Origin of the sequence: Nocardia sp. NPDC046473 (assembly GCF_040645995.1) — a bacterium.
In the GTDB taxonomy this organism is placed as follows: domain Bacteria; phylum Actinomycetota; class Actinomycetes; order Mycobacteriales; family Mycobacteriaceae; genus Nocardia.
In genome coordinates, this window is record NZ_JBEYZJ010000005.1 from 705,104 (window position 1) to 727,854 (window position 22,751).

Below are 22,751 nucleotides of genomic sequence, written 5' to 3' on the forward strand. Positions count from 1 at the left end.
CGCCGCAATCACCCACTGGCCCACCACCGTACCGCCAGCCGTCGGCGGGAACTCCCGAACGGGACATGAGTAACGCCGCCGTCATGTCCCGTTCGATGGGCTCAGGGCCGGAGGCGGTGGATGTCTCGGGGAAACAGGGTGGCGTGGCGGATGTTGTCGGCTTCGATCAGGCGGGTGACCCACCTTTCCAAGCCAATGGCGAAGCCGCCGTGCGGCGGCATCCCGTGGCGCATCGCTTCGAGGTACGGGGCGTATTCGGCGGGGTCTTCGCCGCGGACCGTCAGCGCCTCGAGGTAATCGGCGTGGTTGTGCAGGCGCTGCCCGCCGGTGACCAGTTCGAGCCCGCGGAACAGCAGGTCGAAGGAGTTCGTCCACCGCGGGTCGCTCGGTTGCGGGTGGGTGTAGAAGGGCCGCTTGACCGCCGGATATCCCTCTACCGCAAGGAAATCCGAGTCGAACTGGGACTTCGCCCACTGCCCGAGGAAGCGTTCGTGCTCGGGCGCGAGGTCGGGTTCGGTCGATGCCGCGCCGACGAGTTCGAGGGCTTCCCGGAAGTGGATGATCGGGATCTGCTCGGGCACGAACGGCAGCTCCGCGCCGACGGTTTCCACTGCGGCCCCGGCCTTTTCGCTGATCGCGTCGACCATCGCGGCGAGTGTGTCACGCAGCTGGGCGAGTACGTCGCGGTGGTCGCGGATGAAGCCGAACTCGACGTCGAGGGAAACGTATTCGGCGAGGTGCCGTGCGGTGTCGTGTGGTTCGGCGCGAAAGACCGGTCCCACTTCGTAGACCCGCTCGAACACTCCGGTGAGCATCTGCTTGTACAGCTGCGGCGACTGGGCGAGATACGCGGTCGACCCGAAGTAGTTCAGCGTGAACACATTCGCGCCGGATTCGGTGGATTGGCCGACGATCTTCGGCGTGCTGACTTCGGTGAATCCGGCACCGTCGAGCTGGCGACGGAAGCCGCTCATCGAAGCTGCGGCGATCTGCCAGACCGCCCGCCGGGTGGGATGACGCCAGGTGATCGCGGCATGGTCGAGCGCGGTGGGCAGGGTGACGCCGAGGCCAGGTCGCCACAGCTCGATCGGCGGTGGTTCGGCCGGCCCGCCCAGCGCGCGCACCGTCGGATCGATGATCTCGATTCCACCGGGTGCCTTCGAGTTCTCGATCGCCGTCCCGGTAACCCGGACGACGGTCTCCTCCGGCAGCCCCGAAACCTGTTCGCGGACTTGCGGATCGGTCACCACGGCCTGCGCGAGGCCGGAACGGTCGCGTAGCACGACGAACGTGACGGTCGCGAGTTGCCTGCGCCGGTGTATCCATCCTTCGACGGTCACCGATCCGCTTCCTGCGTGCAGGGCCGAACAGAGTGTGCGTGGCATCAGTTTCACCTCCTGGTCGCTATCCCCGGGAGGTGTGGGCGATCGGGTCCGTCGCGGTGCCACCACACCTTCGCAGCGCGATGCTCGCTGCCTCTGGCGGTCGATTTCTCAGTCGGTGACCGGCCGACGCGGCTCGGAGTTCGTCACGCTCGTCAGCGCCGCGCTCCCGATCTTAGCTGGCCGAATCGATTGCGCCAGCCATTAATACCCGATGGCTACGACGGGTGGCCGCTCGACGACGACATCGCCGTGACGAGCCCTTTCTCGTTGAACGCGATGGCTACCTCGACACCTGTGCCTGCTAGTCGCAGCTTCGACGCATCGTGGTTGAACGTGGCGATCATGCCGCGTTGCATCGCATAGCTGTGCAGCACGCGCCGGTGATCGGGGAGCCCGAGTTCGACGATGCTGTTGAGAACACGCATTGTCCGCAACGGCTCGGGCGCGGGCAAGGTGAGATCAGGGTGCTCGATCAATACCGCGAGGCGCGTGCCGCCGCCGACATCGCAGCTGTACCAGGTCCAACTGCCCGACACCGCCTTGGCGAGTTCACCCATCAACCAAGCGGCTCGATTCGGCTCGGTCGGCGCTCCCGGCAGCTCCGCGAACGGAACCTCGGCGCTGCGCAATGCCGAAATGCCGTGCCGCAGTCCGTAATCGCGAACGGAGCGGGCCAATTCGGTCACCTCCGGCGGATACCAATCATTGTTCGCCCAACTCCACAGCCAGCTCTGCGGCCCGGGCGCCGCCGTCCCCAACACGTGAAACCGGCTGCACGCCAACGGGTGATCGCCGAAGAACTCGAACCGCGGCGGTTCATAGCTCACCTGCCAGCGATGTTCACCGAGGACCGCGAGACAGTGCTCTTGATGTTCAAAAGACATTAACGCGGCATCATCGAGTAACTGTTCGAGCGTTGGTGATTCATCGTGGAGATAAGCGGTCACGATCCACGATCCTGTCCTACTGCTGGGCGGCATGCATCCCCATAAAAATAACGTCCATTAAGTTCGGACGGGTTGGGTAAATCGTGAATTCGGCAAATCGACTCGTATTCGGGGCGGCGCTGGGCAACATCCGGTGCGACGTGGCACGATCGTGTAGGTGACCAGCAGTTCCGCCGAAGCGCCGCACCTGCGCGACCTCGCGCGGCTGCGTCGCGTGCGCGACCGGATCGACCGGGAGTACGCGCAACCACTCGACGTCGAGGCGCTGGCCCGTGACGTGCACATGTCGGCCGGGCATCTCAGCCGTCAGTTCAAGCTCGCGTACGGCGAAGCACCGTACAGCTACCTGATGACGCGGCGGATCGAGCGCGCGATGGCGCTGCTGCGGCGCGGCGATCTCAGCGTCACCGAGGTGTGTTTCGCGGTCGGTTGTTCGTCGCTGGGCACCTTCAGCACCCGGTTCACCGAACTGGTCGGGGTGCCGCCGAGCACCTATCGGCGCGACGAGGCCGAGGCGACGGCCGGCATGCCGTCCTGCGTCGCCAAACAAGTCACCAGACCGATCAGGAATCGAGAAGCACAGGTAGTCGCGCCGGAACTAGCCTGATCACCATGAACATCACCATTCAAGCGAGCTTCCTCCCGCAGAACGACCCGGACGCCGCCATCGCCTTCTATCGCGACGTTCTCGGCTTCGAGGTCCGCAACGACGTCGGCTACAACGGGATGCGCTGGATCACCGTCGGTCCGGCCGACCAGCCCGGCACGTCCATCGTGCTGTACCCGCCCGCCGCCAGCCCCGGCATCACCGACGACGAGCGCCGCGTCATCGACGAGATGATGGCCAAGGGCACCTACGGCAGCATCCTGCTGGCAACCAAGGATCTGGACGGGTCGTTCGAGCGGCTGCAGGCCAGCGACGCCGAGGTCGTCCAGGAACCGACCGACCAGCCCTACGGCGTTCGCGACTGCGCGTTCCGTGATCCCGCGGGCAACATGGTGCGTATCCAGCAGCAGAGCTAGCTCACCGAACCCAGTCGGCGCAGGGTTGAATGGAGGCATAATGACGACCGCCGCGAAGAAAAAGGCCACGACTTCGTCCGTTGCCGACAGCCACGATCTGATCCGGGTACACGGTGCGCGCGTGAACAATCTGCGTGACGTCAGCATCGAGATCCCGAAGCGCAGGCTGACGGTGTTCACCGGTGTCTCGGGGTCGGGCAAGAGTTCGCTGGTGTTCAGCACCATCGCGGCGGAGTCGCAGCGGCTGATCAACGAGACCTACAGCTCGTTCGTGCAGGGGTTCATGCCGACATTGGCGCGGCCCGAGGTCGATGTGCTCGAAGGGCTGACGACGGTGATCACCGTCGACCAGCAGCGGATGGGGTCGGATCCGCGTTCCACGGTCGGTACCGCCACCGACGCGAACGCGATGCTGCGGATTCTGTTCAGCAGGCTCGGTAAGCCGCATATCGGTTCGCCGCAGGCGTTTTCGTTCAATGTCGCCTCGGCCAGCGGCGCCGGCGCGGTCAGTTTCGAGCGCGCGGGACGGACCGTGAAGGAGCGTCGCAGCTTCAGCATCATCGGCGGTATGTGTTCACGGTGCGAAGGGCGCGGTTCGGTCTCCGATATCGACCTCACCCAGCTCTACGACGCTTCCAAGTCGCTGGCCGACGGTGCGTTCACCATTCCCGGCTGGAAGTCGGACAGTTTCTGGACCGTGCGGGTTTACGCCGAGTCGGGCTTCGTCGATCCGAACAAGCCGATCAGCAAGTACACCAAGAAGGAACTCAACGACTTCCTGTACAAGGAGCCGGTCAAGGTCAAGGTCGACGGCGTCAACCTGACCTACGAGGGGCTGATTCCGAAGATTCAGAAGTCGTTCCTGGCCAAGGACCGGGAGTCGCTGCAGCCGCATATTCGGGCGTTCGTGGATCGGGCGGTCACCTTCACCACGTGTCCCGAGTGCGGTGGCACTCGACTCAGCGAAGAAGCGCGGTCGTCGAAGATCAAGCGGAAGAACATCGCCGAGCTCTGTTCGATGGAGATCCGCGATCTCGTGGAATGGGTTCGGGCGCTTGATGAACCGTCCGTGAAGCCGTTGCTCGATTCGCTGGTGCACACGCTCGACTCGTTCGTGGAGATCGGGCTGGGTTACCTCTCGCTGGAGCGGCCTTCGGGCACGCTGTCGGGCGGAGAAGCGCAGCGCGTCAAGATGATTCGGCATCTCGGGTCGGCGCTCACCGATGTCACGTATGTGTTCGACGAGCCGACGATCGGGTTGCATCCGCATGATATTCAGCGGATGAACGATCTGTTGCTGCAGTTGCGGGACAAGGGAAATACGGTGCTCGTCGTCGAGCACAAGCCGGAGACGATCGTCATTGCCGACCATGTCGTCGACCTCGGTCCCGGTGCTGGTTCGGGTGGTGGCACGGTCTGTTTCGAGGGCACCGTGGACGGGTTGCGCGGCAGCGGCACCATCACCGGGCGGCATTTCGACGACCGGGCGGCCTTGAAGGAGTCGGTGCGAAAGCCCAAGGGTGCGTTGAAGATCCGGGGCGCATCGGCGAACAACCTGCAGAATGTCGATGTCGACATTCCACTCGGGGTGCTGTGTGTGATCACCGGCGTGGCCGGTTCCGGCAAGAGTTCGCTCGTGCATCGGTCGGTGCCTGCCTCAGAGGGTGTTATCGCGGTCGATCAGACGCCGATCCGTGGTTCGCGGCGCAGCAATCCGGCGACCTACACCGGACTGCTCGAACCGATCCGCAAGGCGTTCGCGAAAGCCAACGATGTGAAGCCCGCGCTGTTCAGCTCCAACTCCGAGGGTGCCTGCCCCAACTGCAACGGCGCGGGTGTCATCTACACCGATCTGGGGATGATGGCCGGCACCGCCAGCACGTGCGAGGTGTGCGAGGGCAAGCGGTTCGACGCATCGGTCCTTGACTACCACCTCGGCGGCCGCGACATCAGCGAGGTGCTCGCGATGTCGGTGACCGAGGCCGAGGAGTTCTTCGGCGCGGGCGACGCGCGTCTCCCCGCTGCACACGCCATCCTCGAGCGACTCGCCGACGTCGGCCTCGGCTACCTCACCATCGGCCAACCCCTCACCACCCTGTCCGGTGGCGAGCGCCAACGCCTCGAGCTGGCCACCCACATGGGCGACAAGGGCGGCGTCTACATCCTCGACGAACCGACCACCGGCCTGCACCTCGCCGACGTGGAAAACCTGCTCGCCCTACTCGACCGCCTCGTCGAGTCCGGCAAATCCGTCATCGTCATCGAACACCACCAGGCCGTCATGGCACACGCCGACTGGATCATCGACCTCGGCCCCGGCGCGGGCCACGACGGCGGCAAGATCGTCTTCGAAGGCACCCCCGCCGACCTCGTCGCCGCCCGCTCCACCCTCACCGCCGAACACCTCGCCGACTACGTCGGCGCGCCTAAGAAGGCCACGCGGTCACGCAAGTAATTGGTCAACTGATCATGGGGAACTGGTGCTGGTATCGGCCGAGAGGCCAACAGCACCAGTTCCCCATGATCGCTTGTCCAGTAAGGTAATTCGAGGTGACCTACGCGAGGCGGACGGTCGCGGTGGCGAGGCCGAAGACCTTGCGGCCCGCGGACTTTGCGACGATGACGATGACGGCGGTTTTGGTCTCGGGGTCGAGAGACTTTATGCGGCCGGTGAATTCGACGTTGCCGACGGAGCGGGCGTCGATCACGGTGTAGCTGGACAGGCGCACGCCGTAGCGGGTGAGGGCCCCAGGGTCGCCGAGCCAGCCGGTGACGAATCCGGCGCCGAGGCCCATGGTGAGCATGCCGTGGGCGATCACGTCGGGGAGGCCGGTGAGGGTTGCTACGGAGTCGTGCCAGTGGATCGGGTTCGCGTCACCGGCGACACCGGCGTAGTTCACCAGGTCGCCGCGCGTGAGTTGGGTTGTCCGAGGGGGGAGTTCGTCGCCGACGGTGAGGTCTTCGAAGCGGATTGCGGTCCGGGGGAGGCGTGTTCGGGTGACCTCGGACAGGATCGGAGCGGCCGCCCGAGTTTTTTCGGTCGACTGGTCTGTCGCGACTCCCGGTGTCCGGGAGGGTACTTCGATGCCGTGCATGACCACGCGCTCGATCGCGTCGCTGATTCCTTCGGCGACGCTCTCGCCGGTGATGCCCGCGACGGTCGTGTGCATGATCTGCACGACCTCGCCGGTCTGGTCGGAGAAGGTGTTCTTGATGGTGAGCAGGTCATTGCCCGCTACCCGGCGGACCGAGGCGAGTTCGACGTCACTGACCAACCGGTCCCCGGTGACCACCGGCTTGTGCATCTCGAAGACCTGATCCGTCTGCACGTACACGTCGTAACCGGTGATGACGGTCTCGAAGAGCTTGCGGTTGGCCAGCATCGCGGGGATCGAGATGAATGTGGTCGGCGCGACCAGTCCGGCGTAGCCGAGTTCGTCGGCGGCGTCCTCGCTCCAGTGCACGGGATGGAAATCCTGTACCGCGCGGGCATACTCGCGGATCTTCTCCCGGCCGACTTCGTAATAGTCGTCGACCCGGTAGTGATGCCCGACCAGGGCGGCCACATCGAACATTGCTTCCATCAAGCCGCTCCTCGCGTTGGTTTCCTCGGGCATCGTAATCAGCGCTCGCAGAGCCGAATCCATCAGTCGAGAGTTTCCGGTCGCGGCCCGGCGTGCGGGCCGCGACCTGGAGCCTCAACGCTGGATCAGGCGGTCCGTCGACGGACGGTGCGCTCGAGGATACCCAGGGTGGCCTTGAGGGCCGACTCGGGGACCACCGGGAAGGTGAGGCGCCGCTGCCACTTCTCGTCGATCTCCGACCAGTCGTAGAACGACGTGACGAGGGTGCCGCCCTCGGCAGGCTGAAGCCGGTAGCCGTAGATGTGGCGGACGGGTGGACGTATCTGCCCCTCGACGGTCCAGGCGATCTCCTCGTCCGGGGTGAATGCGGTGATGACGACCTCGACGTCATACTTGCCAAGGGGGAAGTCTCCCAGGGCTTCTCGGTCCATATGAACCAGGAACCGGTCGCCGGTCTGCTCGACGGGTTCGCCTTCGGCATCGAGGAGCATGCCCGACGCGTCGATGTCCACGTGGCCCTTCGGGTCGGTGAGGACCGCGAAGATGGCGTCGGCGGGGGCCGGGATGAGGCGGGAGACCTCGATCCGTTGGGGGCCGGGCGTTTCCGCGGTGGCGGTCAGGACCGCGCGGCCGAGGGTGTGGCCGGACATGGTGAAGCCGAGGACGGCGGGGGTGGCGTCGGCCGGGACGCCGATGGACTCGACGTCGAGGGCGTGCACCACGATGAAGTAGCGATGCGGGCCGTGTCCGGCGGGCGGGGCGGCGCCGATGAAACGGGCGAGGCGCGCGTCGTTGGGTACCTGGAAGGCGCCCTCGGGCAGGCCCGAGCCGGTGTCGTCGCCCGCGCCCTCGGGCAATTCGGTGACGCCGGCGGGGATGTCGGCGACCGCCCAGTGCCAGAATCCGGACCCGGTGGGAGCGTCGGGGTCGTAGACGGTGACGGCGTAGCTCTTGGTACCCAAGGGCGCGCCGCTCCAAGACAGTTGCGGGGAAACATCTTTCCCGCCGGGGACACCGGCGGAGAACTGCTCGGGCGACCAGGCGGCGCCGTCGGTGACGGTGGCGCTGGTAACCGTGAAGGTGGCCGCCTCGGGGAGGCGAGCGAAGGGGTCGTTGGCGCTCATCGCGTCTTTCCTTTCAAGCCATGCTGGGAGAGTGGCGGTGGTGCGGCTGACGGAGGCCCGCAGCAGCGGCCCATGAGGGCGACGCCATCGCCACTAGATCGACAGTAGCATAGATAATCGATTATCTGTCAGATTGTTCTATACTAAGAGCATGACTCGGATGGCCCCCGCCTCGACCTCGTCGGGGAAGCAGATGCTCAGCGAGCAGATCTACACGCACCTGCGGGACGCGATCATGCGCGGCGACTACGCCCCCGGCGACGCCCTCAAACCGCAGGACCTCGCCAAGGAGCAGGGCGTGAGCTTGGCCGTCGTGCGCGAGGCGCTCGTGCGGGTGGTCGGCGAGGGGCTCGCCGACCGGCTGCACAATCGCGGCTTCGCCGTCCCGGCGTTCTCCGATCGCCGCTGGCAGGAGATCGCGGAGGCGCGCCGAACCATCGAACCGGCGATGCTGCGTATGTCGATCGAGCGCGGTGATATCGACTGGGAGGCCCGCGTCCGAGCCGCCCATCATCGGCTGGTTCGCACCCCGGCGTTCGTGCCGGGGGAGGGCGAGCACTACAGCGAAGCCTGGTCCGAAGCGCACCGGCTCTTCCATCGCACCTTGTTGGAGGGTTGCGGAAACCCGGTCCTGCTGGAGACTTTCGACCGGATGTGGATCGCGAGCGAGCTGGCCCGCCGCTGGTCGGCGCAGCGCACGCCCGGGCGGGACGGCGTCGAGGAACATCGCAGACTCGAGGAGACTGCGCTGGCCCGCGACGCCGATGCCGCGGCCGAGACGTTGATTCGGCACCTCACGCTCACCGCGGCCGGACTCGCCGGACATGAACCCGCGCAGGAAGTTTGATCCGTCGTCGGCTGCCTTCAGCGGGTGCGTTGACTGCCACGTCCTGACGGCGTTGCGACGACGGCGCGCGTACTCGGTGGCCAGGCCGAACGACGAGGCTTTATGCCCCGACAGCCGGCTTGAGGACCTCTTCGCACCACTCGCGGAAGGTAGTCGGGCTCGCGGTCTGCGGGGTGCGCGGAACGCCTGAGTCGAGTCCGTCGTCCTTGGCGAGCATCATGTCGACGAGGCCCTGCGCGTGCGCGTCGCCGACGCCATATCGGGCGAGCGCGGCACGGAAATCGTCGACCGACTGCCGTTCATAACGCACCGGGCGGCCGAGCACGTCGGTCATGATGCCGGCCATCTCGTTCTGCGAAAGGTCTTCGGGGCCGAGTACCGGGACTTCGCCCGTTCCCGTCCACGATCGGTCGCATAGCAGGCCCGCGGCGGCTGCGGCGATGTCCCGAGTAGCTACCGTCGGGCTTTTTTGGTCGGCGGTGACGATATCGGTGAACACGCCGTTGTCGCGGATCGAAACCACCTGCCGCAGTAGGTTATCCATGAAACTCGGGTTGGCGAGCGCCCGGTAGGCCACGCCCGTACCGGCGATGAGGTCGTCCATGGCCAGCGACGCGGTCACGTGCCCGGCGCGCCCCGCGACGAGAGTGCCGCGACCGAGCGCCGAGACACCGACGACGTGCCCGACCCTGTTGGCCGTGAACGCCTTCGCAGCGGCGCGGGTGAATTCGGCGAACACGGAATCGAGGCTCGATGCCTGCGGGTTCGGCGGTACCAGCCAGAAGACGGCGTCGGCGCCCGCGAAAGCCCGGTCGACGACCTCGGCGTCGCCATGTGAGCCGGTGACGACGTCGACGCGGGTACGGACCGTCTCGGGAAGCTTGCCGGGGTCGCGCGCAATGACGCGCAGTTCTTCAGTGCGAGTTGGGCTTTCGTTGAGCAGGAGATCCAGTAGCCTGCCGCCGATAGTGCTGGTGGGTGCGGTGATGACGATCATGCTTCGAGTCTCGGGTCGGCAACCCGCGCCGTCCAATACCCTTTCCAGCGATTGATACCCTCGAGGTATGGATCTCGATCTGCGCAAGCTCCGCTACTTCGTCGAGGTGGCCGAGCATCGGCACTTCGGCCGCGCGGCGGAAAAGCTCTACATCGCCCAGCCGGTGCTCAGCCGTCAGATCAGGGCCTTCGAGCAGGAGCTGGACTGCACCCTGCTCGTGCGAACCACCCGCAGTGTCGAGTTGACCGCCGCGGGACAGCAGCTCTACGAGGAGGCGAAGGGCATCCTCGCCTCGGTCGACGCGGCGGTGCGGCGCGTGCACGACGTCGATCAGGAGGTGCGGCGCCTCGTTGTCGCCTTCGCTCCGGGACTGCATGTGTCCGAGGCGATCCGGGCGTTCGCGTCGCGCTACCCGGACGTCGAAACTGACCTCGTCCCCGCGCGCTGGTGGGAGCAGGACGCGCCGCTCCGAGACGGTCGAGCCCAGGTCGCGTACCTGCGGCGACCGTTCGACGAGTCGGGTCTGCGAACCATCCTGATCGGTGACGAACCCAGAGTCGCCTGCATGCCCACCACCCATCCGCTGGCGCACCGCCTCGACCTCACCCGCGCCGACCTCGACGGCGAGCGAACGCTCGACGCGCCGACCAGACGGACGACCACCCTGGAAGAAAAATTCGAGCTCATCGCCGCCGGCCATGGCGTCGCCCTCATCCCGCTGAGCGTCGCCCGGGCCTACGCCCGCCCCGACCTCGTCCACCTCCCCGTGACCGACGCCCCACCGATCGAAAGATGCCTGGCCGTCTCCGTCGACCGACGCGAGAGTCTGCTGCGCGACTTTCTCGAGATCGCCACCTCGACACTGCGAGGCACCTGAAACCATTGCGGCACAGACTGTTCGAGTCGGCCACCGGGCGCGATGTTGCCCGCCGATAGTGTCACTCCACTTCGGCAGCAAGTACCGACCAGCTGTGCCAGCAGTCAGAGCAACCCGCCGCGCGGCAATGCATCCAACCCGCGCACTTCTCGTCCGGTTCCCACAGCACGTGCTCCGCGATCGGATGTGGGCATTGATCGCACACGGGTGGGGGAGTCCATCCGCTCCCTGGGGTACTCATAACACTCATTTCTGCAAGTACTGCTCGGTCAGGTCTACGCACGTGTCGAGCCCGACTCGAACGTGCGAGTCGGGCTCGTCAGCTATCTGCAACGGGCGACTACGCGCTGGTGAACTCGCCGTCAGCTACCCGCGCGGTGAACGTATCCCACACCTCAGGGGCGAAAACCAAAGCCGGCCCGGTCGGGTTCTTCGAGTCCCTGACACCGACCGCACCGCCCTCGACGAAGGCCACCTCCACACAATCCTTGGAGGCACCACTGCGACGGCTCTTGAACCACTTCGCGCCGGACAGGTCTACGTTCACGGGCATACTCCTTTGTGATCCTGAGAATGAGCGAGCGCGGCAACTGCCGCGCCCGCGATAGACACACACGGTCGGGCCGGGTCACGATACGACCCGACCCCACCCCGGCGCTACCCTCATTTCACATTCGCGCACCGCCGCAGGATCAATGGCCTCCCCGCATTACCGCCAGAAGTCCGCTTTGCGCGTTTCACGAAATGTCATGAGCACAACGCGATCTCTCATGGTTGAATGCTGGCCGGTCGAGCCAATTCGCTCATACAAAAACCACTGGCGTTCAAGGTGTTTCGTGCTCGAGCGGTCCAGTTCGTCTGGGATATCGAAGAAATCGATGTATTCCCAAAACGACGCGGCCTATTCGATGATTTCCGGACAATGCCTATCGCGCGTGCGCGAGGTGCCGGTGGAACCACTTGACCAGGGCGGTGTCTACATCGCGGGCGTGGGGGCGTTGGGGGGCGGGTTCGATGCCGGGTTCGTCGGCGAGCGGGTGCGCCAGTCCCGGGACGGGCAGGAGTTCGGCATTTTCGCCTACTGCGTCGGTGAGGTCGACTGCGTCGGCGCGTAGTGCGGGGTGGTCCAGTTCGCCGCTGACGACCAGCAATGGGGCGCGGCCGATGGTGGGTGCCTTGGTGACGAAATCCAAGCTGTCGACGGCTTTTTCGGACTCGGCGTCGTAGGGGTATTCGCCGGGGAACAGGTTTACGACGGAGCGCATTCGGATGGCGGCGTTGACTATGGCGGCGGCGAAGATCGGAGTTTCGGTGTCAGCGAGGACTCGCAGTGCGACGGCTCCGCCCAGGGAGCCGCCGAGTACGCCGATCGGTCCGTCGTCGACGGGTAGTTGCTCGCGGATCGATGCCAGGGCGGCGGGTAACTCCTCGGTCGCCTGGCGGACGAAGGGGTAGAGGAAGGACATCAGGACGTCCTTGCGCATCAGCTCCGCGCCGGCGTCCATGGTGCCGTTGACCATGCGCGCTCCGCACATCGGCATGCCGAGGTGGACGCGCCATGCGGGGAGGCCGTTCATCGGTAAGGCGGCGGCGAACGCGGCGTCGGAGCGTGGGGCGTCGAGCATGTGCCAGGTGACGATCATGGGTGCGGTGGTGGCGTCGCTGACCGGCGGTAACGCGGTGAACGGCACGCCGGCGGCGGTGCCCGTGATCGGTGATTGCATGTGGGTCACGGTAGGTCTACGGACTGCGTGCCGGGAACCGGTTTCGCTACCAGCGGAAGATGTTGCGGAATCATCGGTTTCGGATTGACCGCTTACCAGGTGGATGGATCATCCTGCGGGCAAGCCGACCTGGTCGCGCTCGAGCGCGCCGCGCAGTTGCGAAAGGGTCTGCGCGACAGCCGACCACGAGGAACTGGCGACGGCGGTGCCGAGCAATCGGGTCAACTCCTCGGCGAAAGTCTGCTCCGCTGCCTCGACCAGGCGTGCGCCAGCATCGGTCAGCGCCAGGAGCGACGACCGCCGATCCGACGGATTCGGTTGCCGCACAATCCATCCCTGCTTCGCCAAGCGGTCGACACCTTTACTCATCGCCCCGACTCCTGCGGCGAACTCGTTCGCGAGGTCCGCCACCCGGGCCGCGGGGTGGTCGCGCAGGAAGCGCAGGGATTCGAACTGCGAGGTGACGATCCCATGCCGTTCGCGAAGGCGCTCGTTGAGCGCGTTGTACAGCCGCGTCTCGCACCGGACGAGGTCGGCGAACAATCTCGGCAGGTCGACAGTGCCGCCATCCGATGTATATTCCATGGCATATACTGTACTGGAAGATAGTTCCTAGGAAGGTGCATATGAGCAGGGAACAACGCGCAAGGATCGACGCGCTGCTACGGCGGCCGCGACCTGCGGGGATGGGCTCGGTCGAGGAGATCCGCGCGGGATTCCGGGCGCTGATGGCCCAGATGAACGTGCCGACCGAGATCCACACTCGAACCACGACACTCGGCGACCGGCCCGCCGTGCTCGTCGAACCGGTGCGTGCTGCGCGAGCCGGGACGATCCTGTACTTCCACGGCGGCGGTTTCGTCTACGGTTCACCCGAGACGGCGATGCCGCTGACAGCAAACCTGGTGACCCGCACCGGATTCCGCGCCTACTCGGTCGACTATCGACTCGCACCCGAACACCCGTTCCCGGCCGCGATCGACGACACACTCAGCGCTTACCGAGCCCTGCTCGACAGCGGCGAACGCCCCTCGACCATCGCCTTCGCCGGCGATTCCGCAGGCGGCGGCCTGACCGTCTCCACCTGCCTCGCCGCCCGCGACGCCGGCCTGCCCATGCCCGCCGCGATCGTGGCGTTCTCACCCGGCCTCGACCAGACCCGCACCGGCGAAAGCATGGACACCAAAGCGGGCATCGACCCGCTGTTCACCCGCGAAGGCATGGAACACACCGGCGCCATGTACCTCGCCGGGCAGGACCCGCATCAGCCGCTGCTCAGCCCGGCAATCCTCGCCGACCTCAGCGGCTTCCCGCCGATGCTGCTGCAGGCAGGCACCAACGAAATGATCCTCGACGACGCCACCCGCCTGGCCGCCCGCGCGCGAGCAGCCGGTGTGGACGTCATCCTGGACGTCACCGCCGACGTGCCGCACGTGTTCCAGTCCTTCGCCGGCCTGCTCGACGAAGCCGACGAAGCGCTGGACCGTGCGGCCCTGTTCCTCGGCCAGCGCATCTCGACCCGAGAAGCGATCAGTCAGTAGTACTGGACCAAACAGAATTCGTGGTCTTCGGGATCGGCCATCACGACGACGACGCCCTCGGCATAGTCGTGCCGTTCCCCGGTGTGCCTGCCGCCGAGGGTGATGACCTGAGCGATGCCGTGCTCGATGTCGTCGACGGCGACATCGAGGTGCAGGCGCACCTTGCCGTGCTTCGGGTTGCGCACGGGTTGGAAGACGAGGCGCGGCAGCGAGTCATCGCGGTGGCCGAGGTAGATCCAGCCGGGCCGGGACGGTCCCGGTGGCCGGTCCAGCAGTGCGCTCCAGAATCCCGCGACCCGTTCCACGTCGACGCAGTCGATCGTCACGCCGACCCAGCGGTTCGTCATTCCGTCAGTTCTCCTGTGCCGAAGAGGATCTCGCCGGTGCATCGGGAGAACACGACCTTCCCGGACTCGGTGAACCGCGCACCGTCGGCGCGCAGTGCGACGGCCGGGCCGGATTCGTACGCGGCGAACGTCTTTCGATCCGGGAACAGGTAGCGCCCCTCGACGCGCCCGTCGTCGAGAAGCGCGACCTGCCCCGAGACGGCGGCGCCGAGCTCGACCACCTTCGCCACGTGGCCGTCTCGCATCCAGGCCAGATACTCCTGTCGCACTTCATCGTTGGCGAATTCCGCGGTCACTACGTAGGTGAACATGTCAACCATGTCACTCGGGAAACGTCGTCTTGGCAAGGGGCAGAACTCGATCAGGCGAGGTCGCTCCAGAGCTCGCGTTCGTCGGCGCGAGGATCGGAGATGAGCTGAGAGCGAGGGGCGTTGAAGGTCATGACAGGGCGCGTGTCGGGGTTGTAGGCGTCCCACGGGGTGCGGCCGTGGGCGAAATCTAGCCAAGCGCGGTGGATTTCGGCGGCGAGAGTTTGCGGTGGGGTATCGGGGCCGAGCAACATCGCTGTTCCTTCGGCGGTCAACGTGTCGAAGACGAAGGCTATTTCTATGGCATGGCAGGCCCTGAGGTCTAGATGGGTTGTGGGCCAGGCGAACTCATAGGCGTAGGCGGTGGTGGCCGCTTCGGCCAGGCGGATGGTGGGGATGCGGAACGCGAAGTCGGTGAGGATGGCGGCCAGGATGTCGCCGGGGGTTGCGTCGGGGCGGTTGGCGGAATAGGTGTCGGCGATGGCTGGGTCGATGCCTCGGGCGGTGAGGACGCTGGTGAGGGCCTCAGGAGTTAGCGCGGTGGTGAGGCCCGTTGGCGCGGAGTAGAGACGGAATTCGTCGGCGGTGGTGCCGATGATGAGGGGAACGTTGGTGGTTGCGGCGATGGCATCGACGGGGAGTTGGGTGAGGGTGTGGCCGTCGATGGTGGGGTGGAAGGCCATCAGGCCCAAGCCCGCGGTGATGGTGGATGGGCCCCAGCGGCTTGGGTTTTGGTTGAGCGTGAAGTCGAGGACGAGGTTCTGTTCGGCCTCGAGTAGAGCGGGGATGGCGGCGGTTTCGGGGGTGGTGTCGAGACGGCCGGCGAAATCGGCGGCGACCAGTCGCGCGTCTTCGAGGGTGGAGGCGATGGTTCCGTTGGCGCTCTGGATGATTGCGCGGTGGAACAGGCCCTCGGTCAAGGGAGACGCGAGCAAGGTGGCGACGCTCATGCCGCCTGCGGATTCGCCGAAGAGGGTGACTTGGCCGGGGTCGCCGCCGAACGAGGCGATGTTGTCGCGGACCCACTGGAGGGCGGCGATCTGGTCCAGGAGGCCGCGGTTGGCGGGGGTGCCCTCGAGGGCGGCGAAACCGATGGCGCCGAGGCGGTAGTTGAGGCTGACCAGGACGACGCCGTCGCGGGCGAAGGCGTGGCCGTTGTAGACCGAGACCGCGCTGGAACCGAGACGGAAGGCGCCGCCGTGGATCCAGACCATCACGGGGAGGCCCGAGGTGGCCGGGTCGGGAGTCCACACGTTGAGGTTGAGGAATTCGGGGCCCTCGATCGCGGGATTGTGCAGGATCGAGCGCAGGGGTTCCTGATAGCCCAGTTGTGGTGCGGTCGGGCCGAATCGGGTGGCGTCGCGCTCGTCATCCCAGCTGGGCGCGGGGCCGGGGGCTTGGAACAGGGCGGCACCCAATGGTGCTGCCGCATAAGGGATGCCAAGAAATTCGTGCACTGATCCGGTGACGCTGCCGCGCACCTTGCCTTGGGGTAGAGCCACTACTGACGTGTGCATTCGAGTTCCTCACAAATCGCCGACGACACCTTGAACGTCTCACACCCGGGCGGATCACTAGGGTGGAATGATGCGGATCTTTCTGGCCGGTGCGACCGGCGTGATCGGAACACGGTTGGTCCCACTGCTGGTCGCGGCGGGCCATGAGGTCGCGGGCATGACCCGATCGGCCACCAAAGAGAACCAGGTGCGCGACGCCGGAGCCGTCCCGGTGATCTGCGATGTCTACGACCTGGATGCACTCACCGCCGCCGTCGTGGACTTCCGTCCCGACCTGGTGATGCACCAGCTGACCGACCTCCCCGACAACGTCGCCCGCCTCGCCGAGTCGGCCGCCGCGAACTCGCGCATCCGCACCGAGGGCACGCACAACCTGATCGCCGCCGCCCGCGCCGCCGGGGCCAAGCGGTTCCTCGCCCAGAGCATCGCCTGGGAACCAGCGGGCCGAGCCGGGAGCATCCACGATCACGAAGCCGCCGTCCTCGCCGTCGACGGCGTCGTCGTGAAGTACGGCCAGTTCTACGGTCCCGGAACCTATTACGAAGGCGAACTCCCACCACACCCGCGCATCCACGTGGACGACGCTGCTGCGCAAACGATTCCGCTGCTGGACGCAGCGAGCGGCGTGGTGATCATCGCCGACGCCGCCTGAGCTCATCGGTCGATCAGCCGAAATTCGAGCAGACAGCGTTGGTCGGTCAGGTCGATCACCGTGTCCAAAACCAGGCCGTGCGGCGAAGCGAGCGTACGGAATTCGTCGATCCGACGCTCGCGCCCGCCGTACATCACGAGCATGGCCAGGTTGAATTCGCTCGCGGCCCGCATCCCGCCGACCGGTTCGATGACCAGCACGCGCCCGGCAGGCTGGGCGGCCTCGACGCAACGGCTGAGGATGCGGTGGGCGTGCTCGTCATCCCAGTCGTGCAGGATGTCCACCAGCAAATAGGCGTCCGCACCTGACGGCAGCGGGTCGAAGAAGCTCCCCGCCGTGACCCGCGCCCGATCGTCGAGAGCGTGGGCGCTGAAGGTGCGACGGGCTTCATCGGCAGTCGGTTCGAGATCGACCAGATGGCCATGTATTCGAGGGTGCGCGGCCAAGATCGCGGCGAGCACGCCGCCCCGGCCACCACCCACATCGACGACGGTGGAAAACCGGGACCACTCGAATCCAGCGACGATCCGTGGCAGCTGCTCGCGGAACCGGTGCGTCATCTGCCGGTCGAACGACGCACGCAGCCGCGGATATTCGGCCAGATCGGCCCAGAAGTCCTGCCCGTAGCGGCGTGGGTAGGCGGCTCGCCCGGTGGTGACGCTGTGCGCGAGTTCGACGAACGCCAGCTCGGCACGGCCGCCCGCGGCATCCAGATGCAGAAGGTCGGTCAGACCATTGCCTGCATCGGCACAGAGATTCGCACCGAAATCGGTCGTCCGGTAGCCGGTAGGAGTCCGTTCGACGACCCCGAGGGTCGAAAGATGGTCCAGCAGTAGCTCGAGTGCGATCGAATCGACGGCCAGCGCGGCCGCGAGTTCATCGACGGAAGCACCCTCGCCGAGCAGCCGATCCGGCAGCCCGAGAGTCACCGCCACCCGCAACGCCATCGGCGTAGCCAGCCCAGCCATGCGCCGGATCGAGTCCGTATCGTCGTTGCGTCCCACGAGAATCCACTGTGCCCTGCCTGTCAACTGAGAATCGATCCTGTTCAGCCGACACGGAAACCATGTCCGGTCTAGGCGACGCAGGTGCCGGTGCTGACGGCGGTGTCGGATCGACCTAGGTGCTGGAGTAGCTCAGGGAGGGTTGAGGCCAGGCCGATGCTGACGTTGTTGGCGTCGACGCCGAAGACCATGCCGAGGACGCGGCCCTGGGTGTCGACGAGGGGGCCGCCTGAGTCGCCCTCGTGTACTGCGCCGTCCAGCGTGTAGGCCGAGCGTTCGCTAGTTGTGCTGCGGTAGATGTCGGGGACTCGGCTCACGGTTCGTTGGGTGATGCGGGCGGCGGCTGCGGTGTATAGGCCACCGGCGGGATAGCCGAGCACGATGGCGTCCGCGCCGGACTTGGCCGGCTCGGGTGCGACGGTGACCGGTGGTGCGGTTAGTCCTGGGACGGCGAGGACTGCCAGGTCGAGCACCGGGTCGAATTGCACGACTGTGGCGGGCAAGGGACCGCTGGGAGTATCGACCGAAACGTTGGTGGTGCCTGCGACAACATGCGCGTTGGACAACACGCGTTCCGGGGCGATGACGAAGCCGGAGCCGAATTGTTTGCGCGCGCAGGCGGGCGCCGGACCGGAGACACGCAATACGCTCTTCTGGAGATCGGCGGGAACGTTGGTGTAGACAACGCTCGGATCCGGTGGGGCCAGCGGAAGGACCAGTCCGGCGTCGACCAGAGGAGCGGTGAGCGTGCTCGACAGGCTCGCCAACCAGTACGGCGCGACACCGTCCACCGTGCGGACAACCCTCGAATCGCGCACGGCCGACACCAGGCTGGGCGCCATGGTCAGCGGCACCGCGAACATCCACACCGCGAGCGGCACCGCGACCGCATGCACGAAGGAACCACCAACAGCATCTGCCCGCTGCGCGGCGTGCCCACGTACCGACCGGCGCGCGACGTGCCCGAGCCGGTGGCCTGCGGTTTCACCAACTGCCACCAGCGCGACGATGAGCAGCACGACAATCAGCAACCGCATGCGACCCGGCGCCAGTTGGGAGAGTGTCACCGTCGCGATAACGGCTCCGAGCCCAGCACCCGCGAGGATGCCGAGCAGGCCGAGCACGGCGGTGATCGCACCCCGGCGCCAGCCGACGAACGCCGCCAGCACGGTCACCGAAAGTGCAACGAGGTCGAGCCAATTCGGCAGGGTCACGCTTCCAATGTACTGACCGGCACCGACAGGTCGAGATTGTCTGATTCAGGCTGTGGTCTGCGGTAATGCGCACAGTGTGTATGCGCAAACGTCATCGCCCGAGCGCTTCGAGGCTTCGGCAGCCCGTTCTCGGACCACGTCGTCAGCGAGCTACCGGGGCCCGTACGTATTGAGGAACAACACGGGACCTGTACCGAACCCAGCCGCGTTATCGAGGTGCAGCACCGCCGCCAACGCCTTGGCGGTGTACACGGTTTCGAGCTGCAAGCCATCTTGCGCCGCAAGGCTCTGCGCCTCATGAGCGGCGGGAGTCGGATGGCCATAGCCTGGTCCGAGCCAGTCCGTGGTGATGGTCAGATCGTCCGGCCCCAAGCCGGTAGGCTCGAATCGTGCACCGCGCGAACGCAAAAACCGTTCCGCACGCCCAGCCAGCCGGGCGATATGCGGGGCATCGAGGGGGAGCGAATCGTTGACGACCACCCCGACGACGCGCGTCTTCAGCCCGGCCAACCGCAGCCCTAACGCCAAACCTGCTGCGGTGCCGCCAGATCCGACGGCGGTCACGATATGGCTCGGCTCAGGCATTACCCCCGCGGCGATCTGATCAGCCAATTCGAGCGCACCTTCGGCGTAACCGAGCGCCCCGATCGGCGACGAACCACCCACCGGCAGGAAGTACGGCCGGGTGCGACCTTGCATGTGCCGCAGGTACAACCACGGTGCGGTCAGCATGGTCCGCCGCTTGGTATGCGTGAAATATATTGTGGCGCCGGATTTCTCCAACCGCCGCAGCTGCTCGCGAACATGGTCGTCCATCGGCTGATCGACCAGCGCGAGCACGGTCTCGATGCCCTGGTCACGCCCGTACAACGCGGTGGCAAGACCCCAATTGGTGCCCGTGCCACCAACAGTGAAGATGGTCCGCGCCCCGCGTCGATGCACATCCGGCAACAGCCATTCCAGCTTGCGGACCTTGTTGCCGCCCCATCCGCCGTCACCGTAGCCGCTGTCGTCCTTGCACCACAGTGAAACTCCGGTACCGACCTGGAGCGGCCGGATCGGCGTCGGCGCGGTACCCAGTCGCACGTACGGCAATGTGTCGGCGAGAGCAGGAAAACGCTTGTGCAGCAATGAGTCCGACATGTCAGCTTCCGGTGGGAGGTCTGGTGATCGCCTCGGGGATGCCGAGCAGTGCGGCCTGTACCTCGTGCAGCCGGTCGACATCCCCTCGGATGCCTGCGACATTATCGTTGTACAGGAAGGCCTCGCCGAGGCGGACCAGTGTGTAGGCCAGCAGATCCGGTTCCACCGGGGGGTGGTATCCGTCCTCCCGTTCAGCGCGGGCGATCAGCTCGCGCACGGTGGTGACCACGAGCGGTTGCACCGGCCCATCGCTCGCGGTGAGAATCCGCAGCCCGGCCAGGGGCTCGTTCTCGAAGTACCGCCGGAACGGCACGTTGTCGGTCATCCAGCGATTGACCCGGTACAGCACATCGAGAATGCGCCGGGCCCCGGTCGAGCGCCGCCTGGCGTCGGCACGGGTGAGCAGCGCCGCGAACTCGCCCGCCAGCACCGTGCCGAGCACGCCCTCGCGTGAACCGAACCAGCGGTAGACCGAGGCGCGACTCAGCCCGAGCTGCGCGGCGATCGCCTGGATGTCCACCCGCTCACCGGCCAGGAACGCCTGGCGGGCCAGGTCGATGACCTCTTCCCGGGTCGCCGACGCCGGTCGTCCTGGCGGGCGGGTGGTTCGCTGGCTCGGGGTGGTCATCGGAAAATGATACATCCTTTGATGCGTGTACCGAATCAGAACCAGGCGTCGCGCATTTCCAGCGTGGTGACATCGAGACGGGCGAGCAGGTCCAATGCCGGTGCCGTCTTGGGCAACTCGAACCGGTAGAAGTACCGGGCCGCGTGCCGCTTGCCGGCGTAGAAGTCGCCGGTGTGCGCGGCGGCGGCCAGCCACTGCTCCAGCCAGATCCAGGCCAGCACGATGTGGCCGAAGGCCTCCAGGTAGACCGAGCTGTTGGCCAGCGCGGCCTCGAAGTCGCCGGTGGCGAACAGTCCCGCGGTCACCTCCACCAGCCGCTGCCATGACGAATCCAGTTGCGCGGCAAGCTCGGCCGCCTCGCCACCGGCCGCGCGGGCGGCTGCCACAGTGCCCTGTACTCGTTCGTTGAGGGCGAGCAGGCTCGCGCCGCCCTGCTGGGTTACCTTGCGCCCCAACAGGTCCAGGCCCTGGATGCCGTGCGTGCCCTCGTGGATCGGGTTGAGCCGGTTGTCGCGGTAATGCTGTTCGACGTTGTACTCGCGGGTGTAGCCGTAGCCGCCGAGCACCTGGATGGCGAGATTGTTCGCCTCCAGGCACCACTGGGACGGCCAGCTCTTGGCGATCGGCGTCAGGATGTCGAGCAGCAGCGTGAGCGCTCGCTTCTCGTCGTCGGAATCGGCGGTTTGTTGTTCGTCGACCAGCCGGGCGCAGTAGAGCACGAGCGCCAGCGCACCTTCGGTATATGACTTCTGCGCCAACAGCATTCGCTTGACGTCCGCGTGCTCGATGATCGGCCGCTGCGGCGCGGTCGGATCGGCGGGCAGCTTCGCGCGGCCCTGCTCGCGGGTGCGGGCATAGTCGAGGGACTCGAGATACCCGGTGTAGCCGAGCGCCGACGCGACCATGCCGACGCCGATCCGCGCCTCGTTCATCATGTGGAACATGTAGCTGAGCCCGCGGTGCGGCTCGCCGACCAGGTAACCGACCGCGCCCGCCGCGCCGTGTGGCGTCCAGCGGCCCTCGCCGAAGTTGAGCACGGTATTGACGGTGCCGCGAAAGCCCATCTTGTGATTGAGCCCGGCCAGCGCGACATCGTTGCGTTCACCGACCGCGCCGTCGTCGTCGACCAGGAACCGCGGCACGACGAACAGCGAGATGCCCTTGGTGCCCGGCGGACCGCCGGGGATCTTCGCCAGCACCAGGTGCACGATGTTCTCGCCGAGCTCGTGATCGCCGCCGGAGATCCACATCTTGGTGCCGAATAGCCGGTAGGTGCCGTCGTCCTGCGGTTCCGCGCGGGTGACGATATCGGCCAGCGACGAACCCGCCTGCGGCTCGGACAGGCACATGGTGCCGAAGAACCGGCCCTCGAGCATCGGGCGGACGAACCGCTCGGTGAACTCCGGACCGGTGTGGGTAAGAAGCAGATTCGCGTTCGCCACGGTGAGGAACGAGTAGCCCGAGGTGCCGGGATTGGCCGCCTGGAACCACGCGTAGCTGGCCTGCGCGACGGTGACCGGCAGCTGCGCGCCGCCGAGTTCGTAATCCATTGCCGCGGCGGGCAATCCAGCCTTGGCGAAGGCGGCCAGCGCGGTGGCGACCTCGGGAATGATGGTGACCCGTTCGCCGTCGAAGGTCGGCTCGTTCGCGTCGTTCAGCTTATTGTGCGGCGCAAAGTATTTGGTGGCCAGCTGCTCGCTGAGCTCGAGCACGGCATCGAAGGTCTCGCGCGAATGATCGGCGTAGCGCCCACGTTTGGTGAGCTCCTCGACGTTCAACCACTCGTAGAGCAGGAAGTCGAGATCGCGCCGGGAAAGCAGCGTGGAACGCATCAGCCGTCCTTTCGAGACATGTGACAACCACTGTATCTTACGGTCCGGCAGGTGGGA

Annotated in this window: 23 protein-coding genes and 1 pseudogene; 7 read left to right on the forward strand and 17 right to left on the reverse strand. The window is 66.2% G+C overall.

What is annotated here, in order from left to right:
- Positions 1–101: 101 nt before the first annotated feature.
- Together aspS and ABZ942_RS21165 are read right to left on the reverse strand one after the other, a co-directional pair.
- Positions 102–1,385 carry an aspartate--tRNA(Asn) ligase gene (aspS, locus tag ABZ942_RS21160; protein WP_357384418.1) on the reverse strand — a complete coding sequence of 428 codons (1,284 nt, stop codon included), beginning with the start codon at positions 1,383–1,385 and terminating at the stop codon, positions 102–104.
- A 215-nt stretch (positions 1,386–1,600) separates the two neighbouring features.
- Complete coding sequence (locus tag ABZ942_RS21165; protein ID WP_357384420.1) at positions 1,601–2,365, reverse strand: DUF6882 domain-containing protein; 765 nt, start codon at positions 2,363–2,365, stop codon at positions 1,601–1,603.
- Positions 2,366–2,489: 124 nt separating this feature from the next.
- Between ABZ942_RS21165 and ABZ942_RS21170 the strand changes: the two genes are divergently transcribed.
- From ABZ942_RS21170 to ABZ942_RS21180, 3 genes are read left to right on the forward strand one after another with little or no spacing between them, the layout of a single operon-like run.
- Positions 2,490–2,939 (forward strand): AraC family transcriptional regulator, encoded by a 450-nt coding sequence (locus tag ABZ942_RS21170; RefSeq protein ID WP_357384422.1) that lies wholly within the window; start codon positions 2,490–2,492, stop codon positions 2,937–2,939.
- A gap of 5 nt (positions 2,940–2,944) precedes the next feature.
- Complete coding sequence (locus ABZ942_RS21175; RefSeq protein WP_357384424.1) at positions 2,945–3,355, forward strand: VOC family protein; 411 nt, start codon at positions 2,945–2,947, stop codon at positions 3,353–3,355.
- 40 nt (positions 3,356–3,395) lie between these two features.
- Positions 3,396–5,810: an excinuclease ABC subunit UvrA gene (locus tag ABZ942_RS21180; RefSeq protein ID WP_357384426.1), complete on the forward strand. Its 2,415-nt coding sequence runs from the start codon at positions 3,396–3,398 to the stop codon at positions 5,808–5,810.
- Positions 5,811–5,910: 100 nt separating this feature from the next.
- On the opposite strand, the gene ABZ942_RS21185 is transcribed toward ABZ942_RS21180, so the two are convergent.
- From ABZ942_RS21185 to ABZ942_RS21195, 3 genes and pseudogenes are all read right to left on the reverse strand, one after another.
- Positions 5,911–6,939, reverse strand: coding sequence for a fused (3R)-hydroxyacyl-ACP dehydratase subunits HadA/HadB (locus ABZ942_RS21185; RefSeq protein WP_357384428.1), 1,029 nt, complete (start codon positions 6,937–6,939; stop codon positions 5,911–5,913).
- Positions 6,940–7,064: 125 nt separating this feature from the next.
- A complete protein-coding gene (locus ABZ942_RS21190; protein WP_357384583.1) occupies positions 7,065–7,559 on the reverse strand; it encodes an SRPBCC family protein in 495 nt (164 codons plus the stop codon).
- Positions 7,557–8,063, reverse strand: a pseudogene (locus tag ABZ942_RS21195) (YbhB/YbcL family Raf kinase inhibitor-like protein); the annotation flags it as partial. The pseudogene ABZ942_RS21195 and the gene ABZ942_RS21190, both read right to left, overlap by 3 nt.
- A 151-nt stretch (positions 8,064–8,214) precedes the next feature.
- Here ABZ942_RS21195 and ABZ942_RS21200 point away from each other — a divergent pair.
- A complete protein-coding gene (locus ABZ942_RS21200) occupies positions 8,215–8,910 on the forward strand; it encodes a GntR family transcriptional regulator (RefSeq protein WP_357384430.1) in 696 nt (231 codons plus the stop codon).
- Positions 8,911–9,010: 100 nt separating this feature from the next.
- Here ABZ942_RS21200 and ABZ942_RS21205 read toward each other — a convergent pair whose 3' ends face one another.
- Positions 9,011–9,907: an NAD(P)H-binding protein gene (locus tag ABZ942_RS21205; protein WP_357384432.1), complete on the reverse strand. Its 897-nt coding sequence runs from the start codon at positions 9,905–9,907 to the stop codon at positions 9,011–9,013.
- A gap of 67 nt (positions 9,908–9,974) precedes the next feature.
- Between ABZ942_RS21205 and ABZ942_RS21210 the strand changes: the two genes are divergently transcribed.
- Positions 9,975–10,784 carry a LysR family transcriptional regulator gene (locus ABZ942_RS21210; protein ID WP_357384434.1) on the forward strand — a complete coding sequence of 270 codons (810 nt, stop codon included), beginning with the start codon at positions 9,975–9,977 and terminating at the stop codon, positions 10,782–10,784.
- 340 nt (positions 10,785–11,124) lie between these two features.
- On the opposite strand, the gene ABZ942_RS21215 is transcribed toward ABZ942_RS21210, so the two are convergent.
- The 3 genes from ABZ942_RS21215 to ABZ942_RS21225 all read right to left on the reverse strand — a co-directional run bounded on the left by ABZ942_RS21215 (position 11,125) and on the right by ABZ942_RS21225 (position 13,093).
- Positions 11,125–11,331 (reverse strand): DUF397 domain-containing protein, encoded by a 207-nt coding sequence (locus ABZ942_RS21215; RefSeq protein WP_357384436.1) that lies wholly within the window; start codon positions 11,329–11,331, stop codon positions 11,125–11,127.
- A 379-nt stretch (positions 11,332–11,710) separates the two neighbouring features.
- Positions 11,711–12,508 carry an alpha/beta hydrolase gene (locus ABZ942_RS21220; protein ID WP_357384438.1) on the reverse strand — a complete coding sequence of 266 codons (798 nt, stop codon included), beginning with the start codon at positions 12,506–12,508 and terminating at the stop codon, positions 11,711–11,713.
- Between the two features lie 108 nt (positions 12,509–12,616).
- A complete protein-coding gene (locus tag ABZ942_RS21225; RefSeq protein WP_357384440.1) occupies positions 12,617–13,093 on the reverse strand; it encodes a MarR family transcriptional regulator in 477 nt (158 codons plus the stop codon).
- A gap of 41 nt (positions 13,094–13,134) precedes the next feature.
- Between ABZ942_RS21225 and ABZ942_RS21230 the strand changes: the two genes are divergently transcribed.
- Positions 13,135–14,049, forward strand: a complete 915-nt coding sequence (locus ABZ942_RS21230; RefSeq protein WP_357384442.1) for an alpha/beta hydrolase — start codon at positions 13,135–13,137, stop codon at positions 14,047–14,049.
- Here the strand turns inward: ABZ942_RS21230 and ABZ942_RS21235 are convergent.
- Genes ABZ942_RS21235 through ABZ942_RS21245 form a run of 3 tightly spaced genes read right to left on the reverse strand, consistent with a single transcriptional unit; the run spans position 14,043 to position 16,221 of the window.
- The gene (locus ABZ942_RS21235; protein WP_357384444.1) at positions 14,043–14,396 is read right to left on the reverse strand and encodes a VOC family protein; all 354 of its coding nucleotides are present in this window, start codon (positions 14,394–14,396) and stop codon (positions 14,043–14,045) included. The genes ABZ942_RS21230 and ABZ942_RS21235 overlap by 7 nt on opposite strands.
- Positions 14,393–14,707 carry a hypothetical protein gene (locus ABZ942_RS21240; protein ID WP_357384446.1) on the reverse strand — a complete coding sequence of 105 codons (315 nt, stop codon included), beginning with the start codon at positions 14,705–14,707 and terminating at the stop codon, positions 14,393–14,395. Before ABZ942_RS21240 ends, ABZ942_RS21235 begins: the two co-directional genes overlap by 4 nt.
- A gap of 50 nt (positions 14,708–14,757) precedes the next feature.
- Complete coding sequence (locus tag ABZ942_RS21245) at positions 14,758–16,221, reverse strand: carboxylesterase family protein (RefSeq protein ID WP_357384448.1); 1,464 nt, start codon at positions 16,219–16,221, stop codon at positions 14,758–14,760.
- Positions 16,222–16,291: 70 nt separating this feature from the next.
- Between ABZ942_RS21245 and ABZ942_RS21250 the strand changes: the two genes are divergently transcribed.
- A complete protein-coding gene (locus ABZ942_RS21250) occupies positions 16,292–16,873 on the forward strand; it encodes an NAD-dependent epimerase/dehydratase family protein (protein ID WP_357384450.1) in 582 nt (193 codons plus the stop codon).
- Positions 16,874–16,875: 2 nt separating this feature from the next.
- Here ABZ942_RS21250 and ABZ942_RS21255 read toward each other — a convergent pair whose 3' ends face one another.
- The 5 genes from ABZ942_RS21255 to ABZ942_RS21275 all read right to left on the reverse strand — a co-directional run bounded on the left by ABZ942_RS21255 (position 16,876) and on the right by ABZ942_RS21275 (position 22,694).
- The gene (locus ABZ942_RS21255; protein WP_357384452.1) at positions 16,876–17,877 is read right to left on the reverse strand and encodes a methyltransferase; all 1,002 of its coding nucleotides are present in this window, start codon (positions 17,875–17,877) and stop codon (positions 16,876–16,878) included.
- A gap of 71 nt (positions 17,878–17,948) precedes the next feature.
- Positions 17,949–19,091, reverse strand: coding sequence for a MarP family serine protease (locus tag ABZ942_RS21260; RefSeq protein ID WP_357384454.1), 1,143 nt, complete (start codon positions 19,089–19,091; stop codon positions 17,949–17,951).
- 150 nt (positions 19,092–19,241) lie between these two features.
- A complete protein-coding gene (locus tag ABZ942_RS21265; protein ID WP_357384456.1) occupies positions 19,242–20,234 on the reverse strand; it encodes a pyridoxal-phosphate dependent enzyme in 993 nt (330 codons plus the stop codon).
- Between the two features lies 1 nt (position 20,235).
- Positions 20,236–20,862, reverse strand: a complete 627-nt coding sequence (locus ABZ942_RS21270) for a QsdR family transcriptional regulator (RefSeq protein ID WP_357384458.1) — start codon at positions 20,860–20,862, stop codon at positions 20,236–20,238.
- Between the two features lie 35 nt (positions 20,863–20,897).
- A complete protein-coding gene (locus ABZ942_RS21275; protein ID WP_357384460.1) occupies positions 20,898–22,694 on the reverse strand; it encodes an acyl-CoA dehydrogenase in 1,797 nt (598 codons plus the stop codon).
- Positions 22,695–22,751 lie beyond the last annotated feature (57 nt).

Excerpts from the sequence above, each read along its gene's own strand:
- aspS (WP_357384418.1), bottom strand. The coding sequence starts at position 1,385 with ATGCCACGCACACTCTGTTCGGCCCTGCACGCAGGAAGCGGATCGGTG.
- ABZ942_RS21165 (WP_357384420.1), bottom strand. The coding sequence starts at position 2,365 with ATGCCGCCCAGCAGTAGGACAGGATCGTGGATCGTGACCGCTTATCTC.
- ABZ942_RS21175 (WP_357384424.1), top strand. The coding sequence starts at position 2,945 with ATGAACATCACCATTCAAGCGAGCTTCCTCCCGCAGAACGACCCGGAC.
- ABZ942_RS21180 (WP_357384426.1), top strand. The coding sequence starts at position 3,396 with ATGACGACCGCCGCGAAGAAAAAGGCCACGACTTCGTCCGTTGCCGAC.
- ABZ942_RS21185 (WP_357384428.1), bottom strand. The coding sequence starts at position 6,939 with ATGGAAGCAATGTTCGATGTGGCCGCCCTGGTCGGGCATCACTACCGG.
- ABZ942_RS21200 (WP_357384430.1), top strand. The coding sequence starts at position 8,215 with ATGACTCGGATGGCCCCCGCCTCGACCTCGTCGGGGAAGCAGATGCTC.
- ABZ942_RS21205 (WP_357384432.1), bottom strand. The coding sequence starts at position 9,907 with ATGATCGTCATCACCGCACCCACCAGCACTATCGGCGGCAGGCTACTG.
- ABZ942_RS21210 (WP_357384434.1), top strand. The coding sequence starts at position 9,975 with ATGGATCTCGATCTGCGCAAGCTCCGCTACTTCGTCGAGGTGGCCGAG.
- ABZ942_RS21220 (WP_357384438.1), bottom strand. The coding sequence starts at position 12,508 with ATGCAATCACCGATCACGGGCACCGCCGCCGGCGTGCCGTTCACCGCG.
- ABZ942_RS21225 (WP_357384440.1), bottom strand. The coding sequence starts at position 13,093 with ATGGAATATACATCGGATGGCGGCACTGTCGACCTGCCGAGATTGTTC.
- ABZ942_RS21230 (WP_357384442.1), top strand. The coding sequence starts at position 13,135 with ATGAGCAGGGAACAACGCGCAAGGATCGACGCGCTGCTACGGCGGCCG.
- ABZ942_RS21235 (WP_357384444.1), bottom strand. The coding sequence starts at position 14,396 with ATGACGAACCGCTGGGTCGGCGTGACGATCGACTGCGTCGACGTGGAA.
- ABZ942_RS21240 (WP_357384446.1), bottom strand. The coding sequence starts at position 14,707 with ATGTTCACCTACGTAGTGACCGCGGAATTCGCCAACGATGAAGTGCGA.
- ABZ942_RS21245 (WP_357384448.1), bottom strand. The coding sequence starts at position 16,221 with ATGCACACGTCAGTAGTGGCTCTACCCCAAGGCAAGGTGCGCGGCAGC.
- ABZ942_RS21250 (WP_357384450.1), top strand. The coding sequence starts at position 16,292 with ATGCGGATCTTTCTGGCCGGTGCGACCGGCGTGATCGGAACACGGTTG.
- ABZ942_RS21265 (WP_357384456.1), bottom strand. The coding sequence starts at position 20,234 with ATGTCGGACTCATTGCTGCACAAGCGTTTTCCTGCTCTCGCCGACACA.
- ABZ942_RS21270 (WP_357384458.1), bottom strand. The coding sequence starts at position 20,862 with ATGACCACCCCGAGCCAGCGAACCACCCGCCCGCCAGGACGACCGGCG.
- ABZ942_RS21275 (WP_357384460.1), bottom strand. The coding sequence starts at position 22,694 with ATGCGTTCCACGCTGCTTTCCCGGCGCGATCTCGACTTCCTGCTCTAC.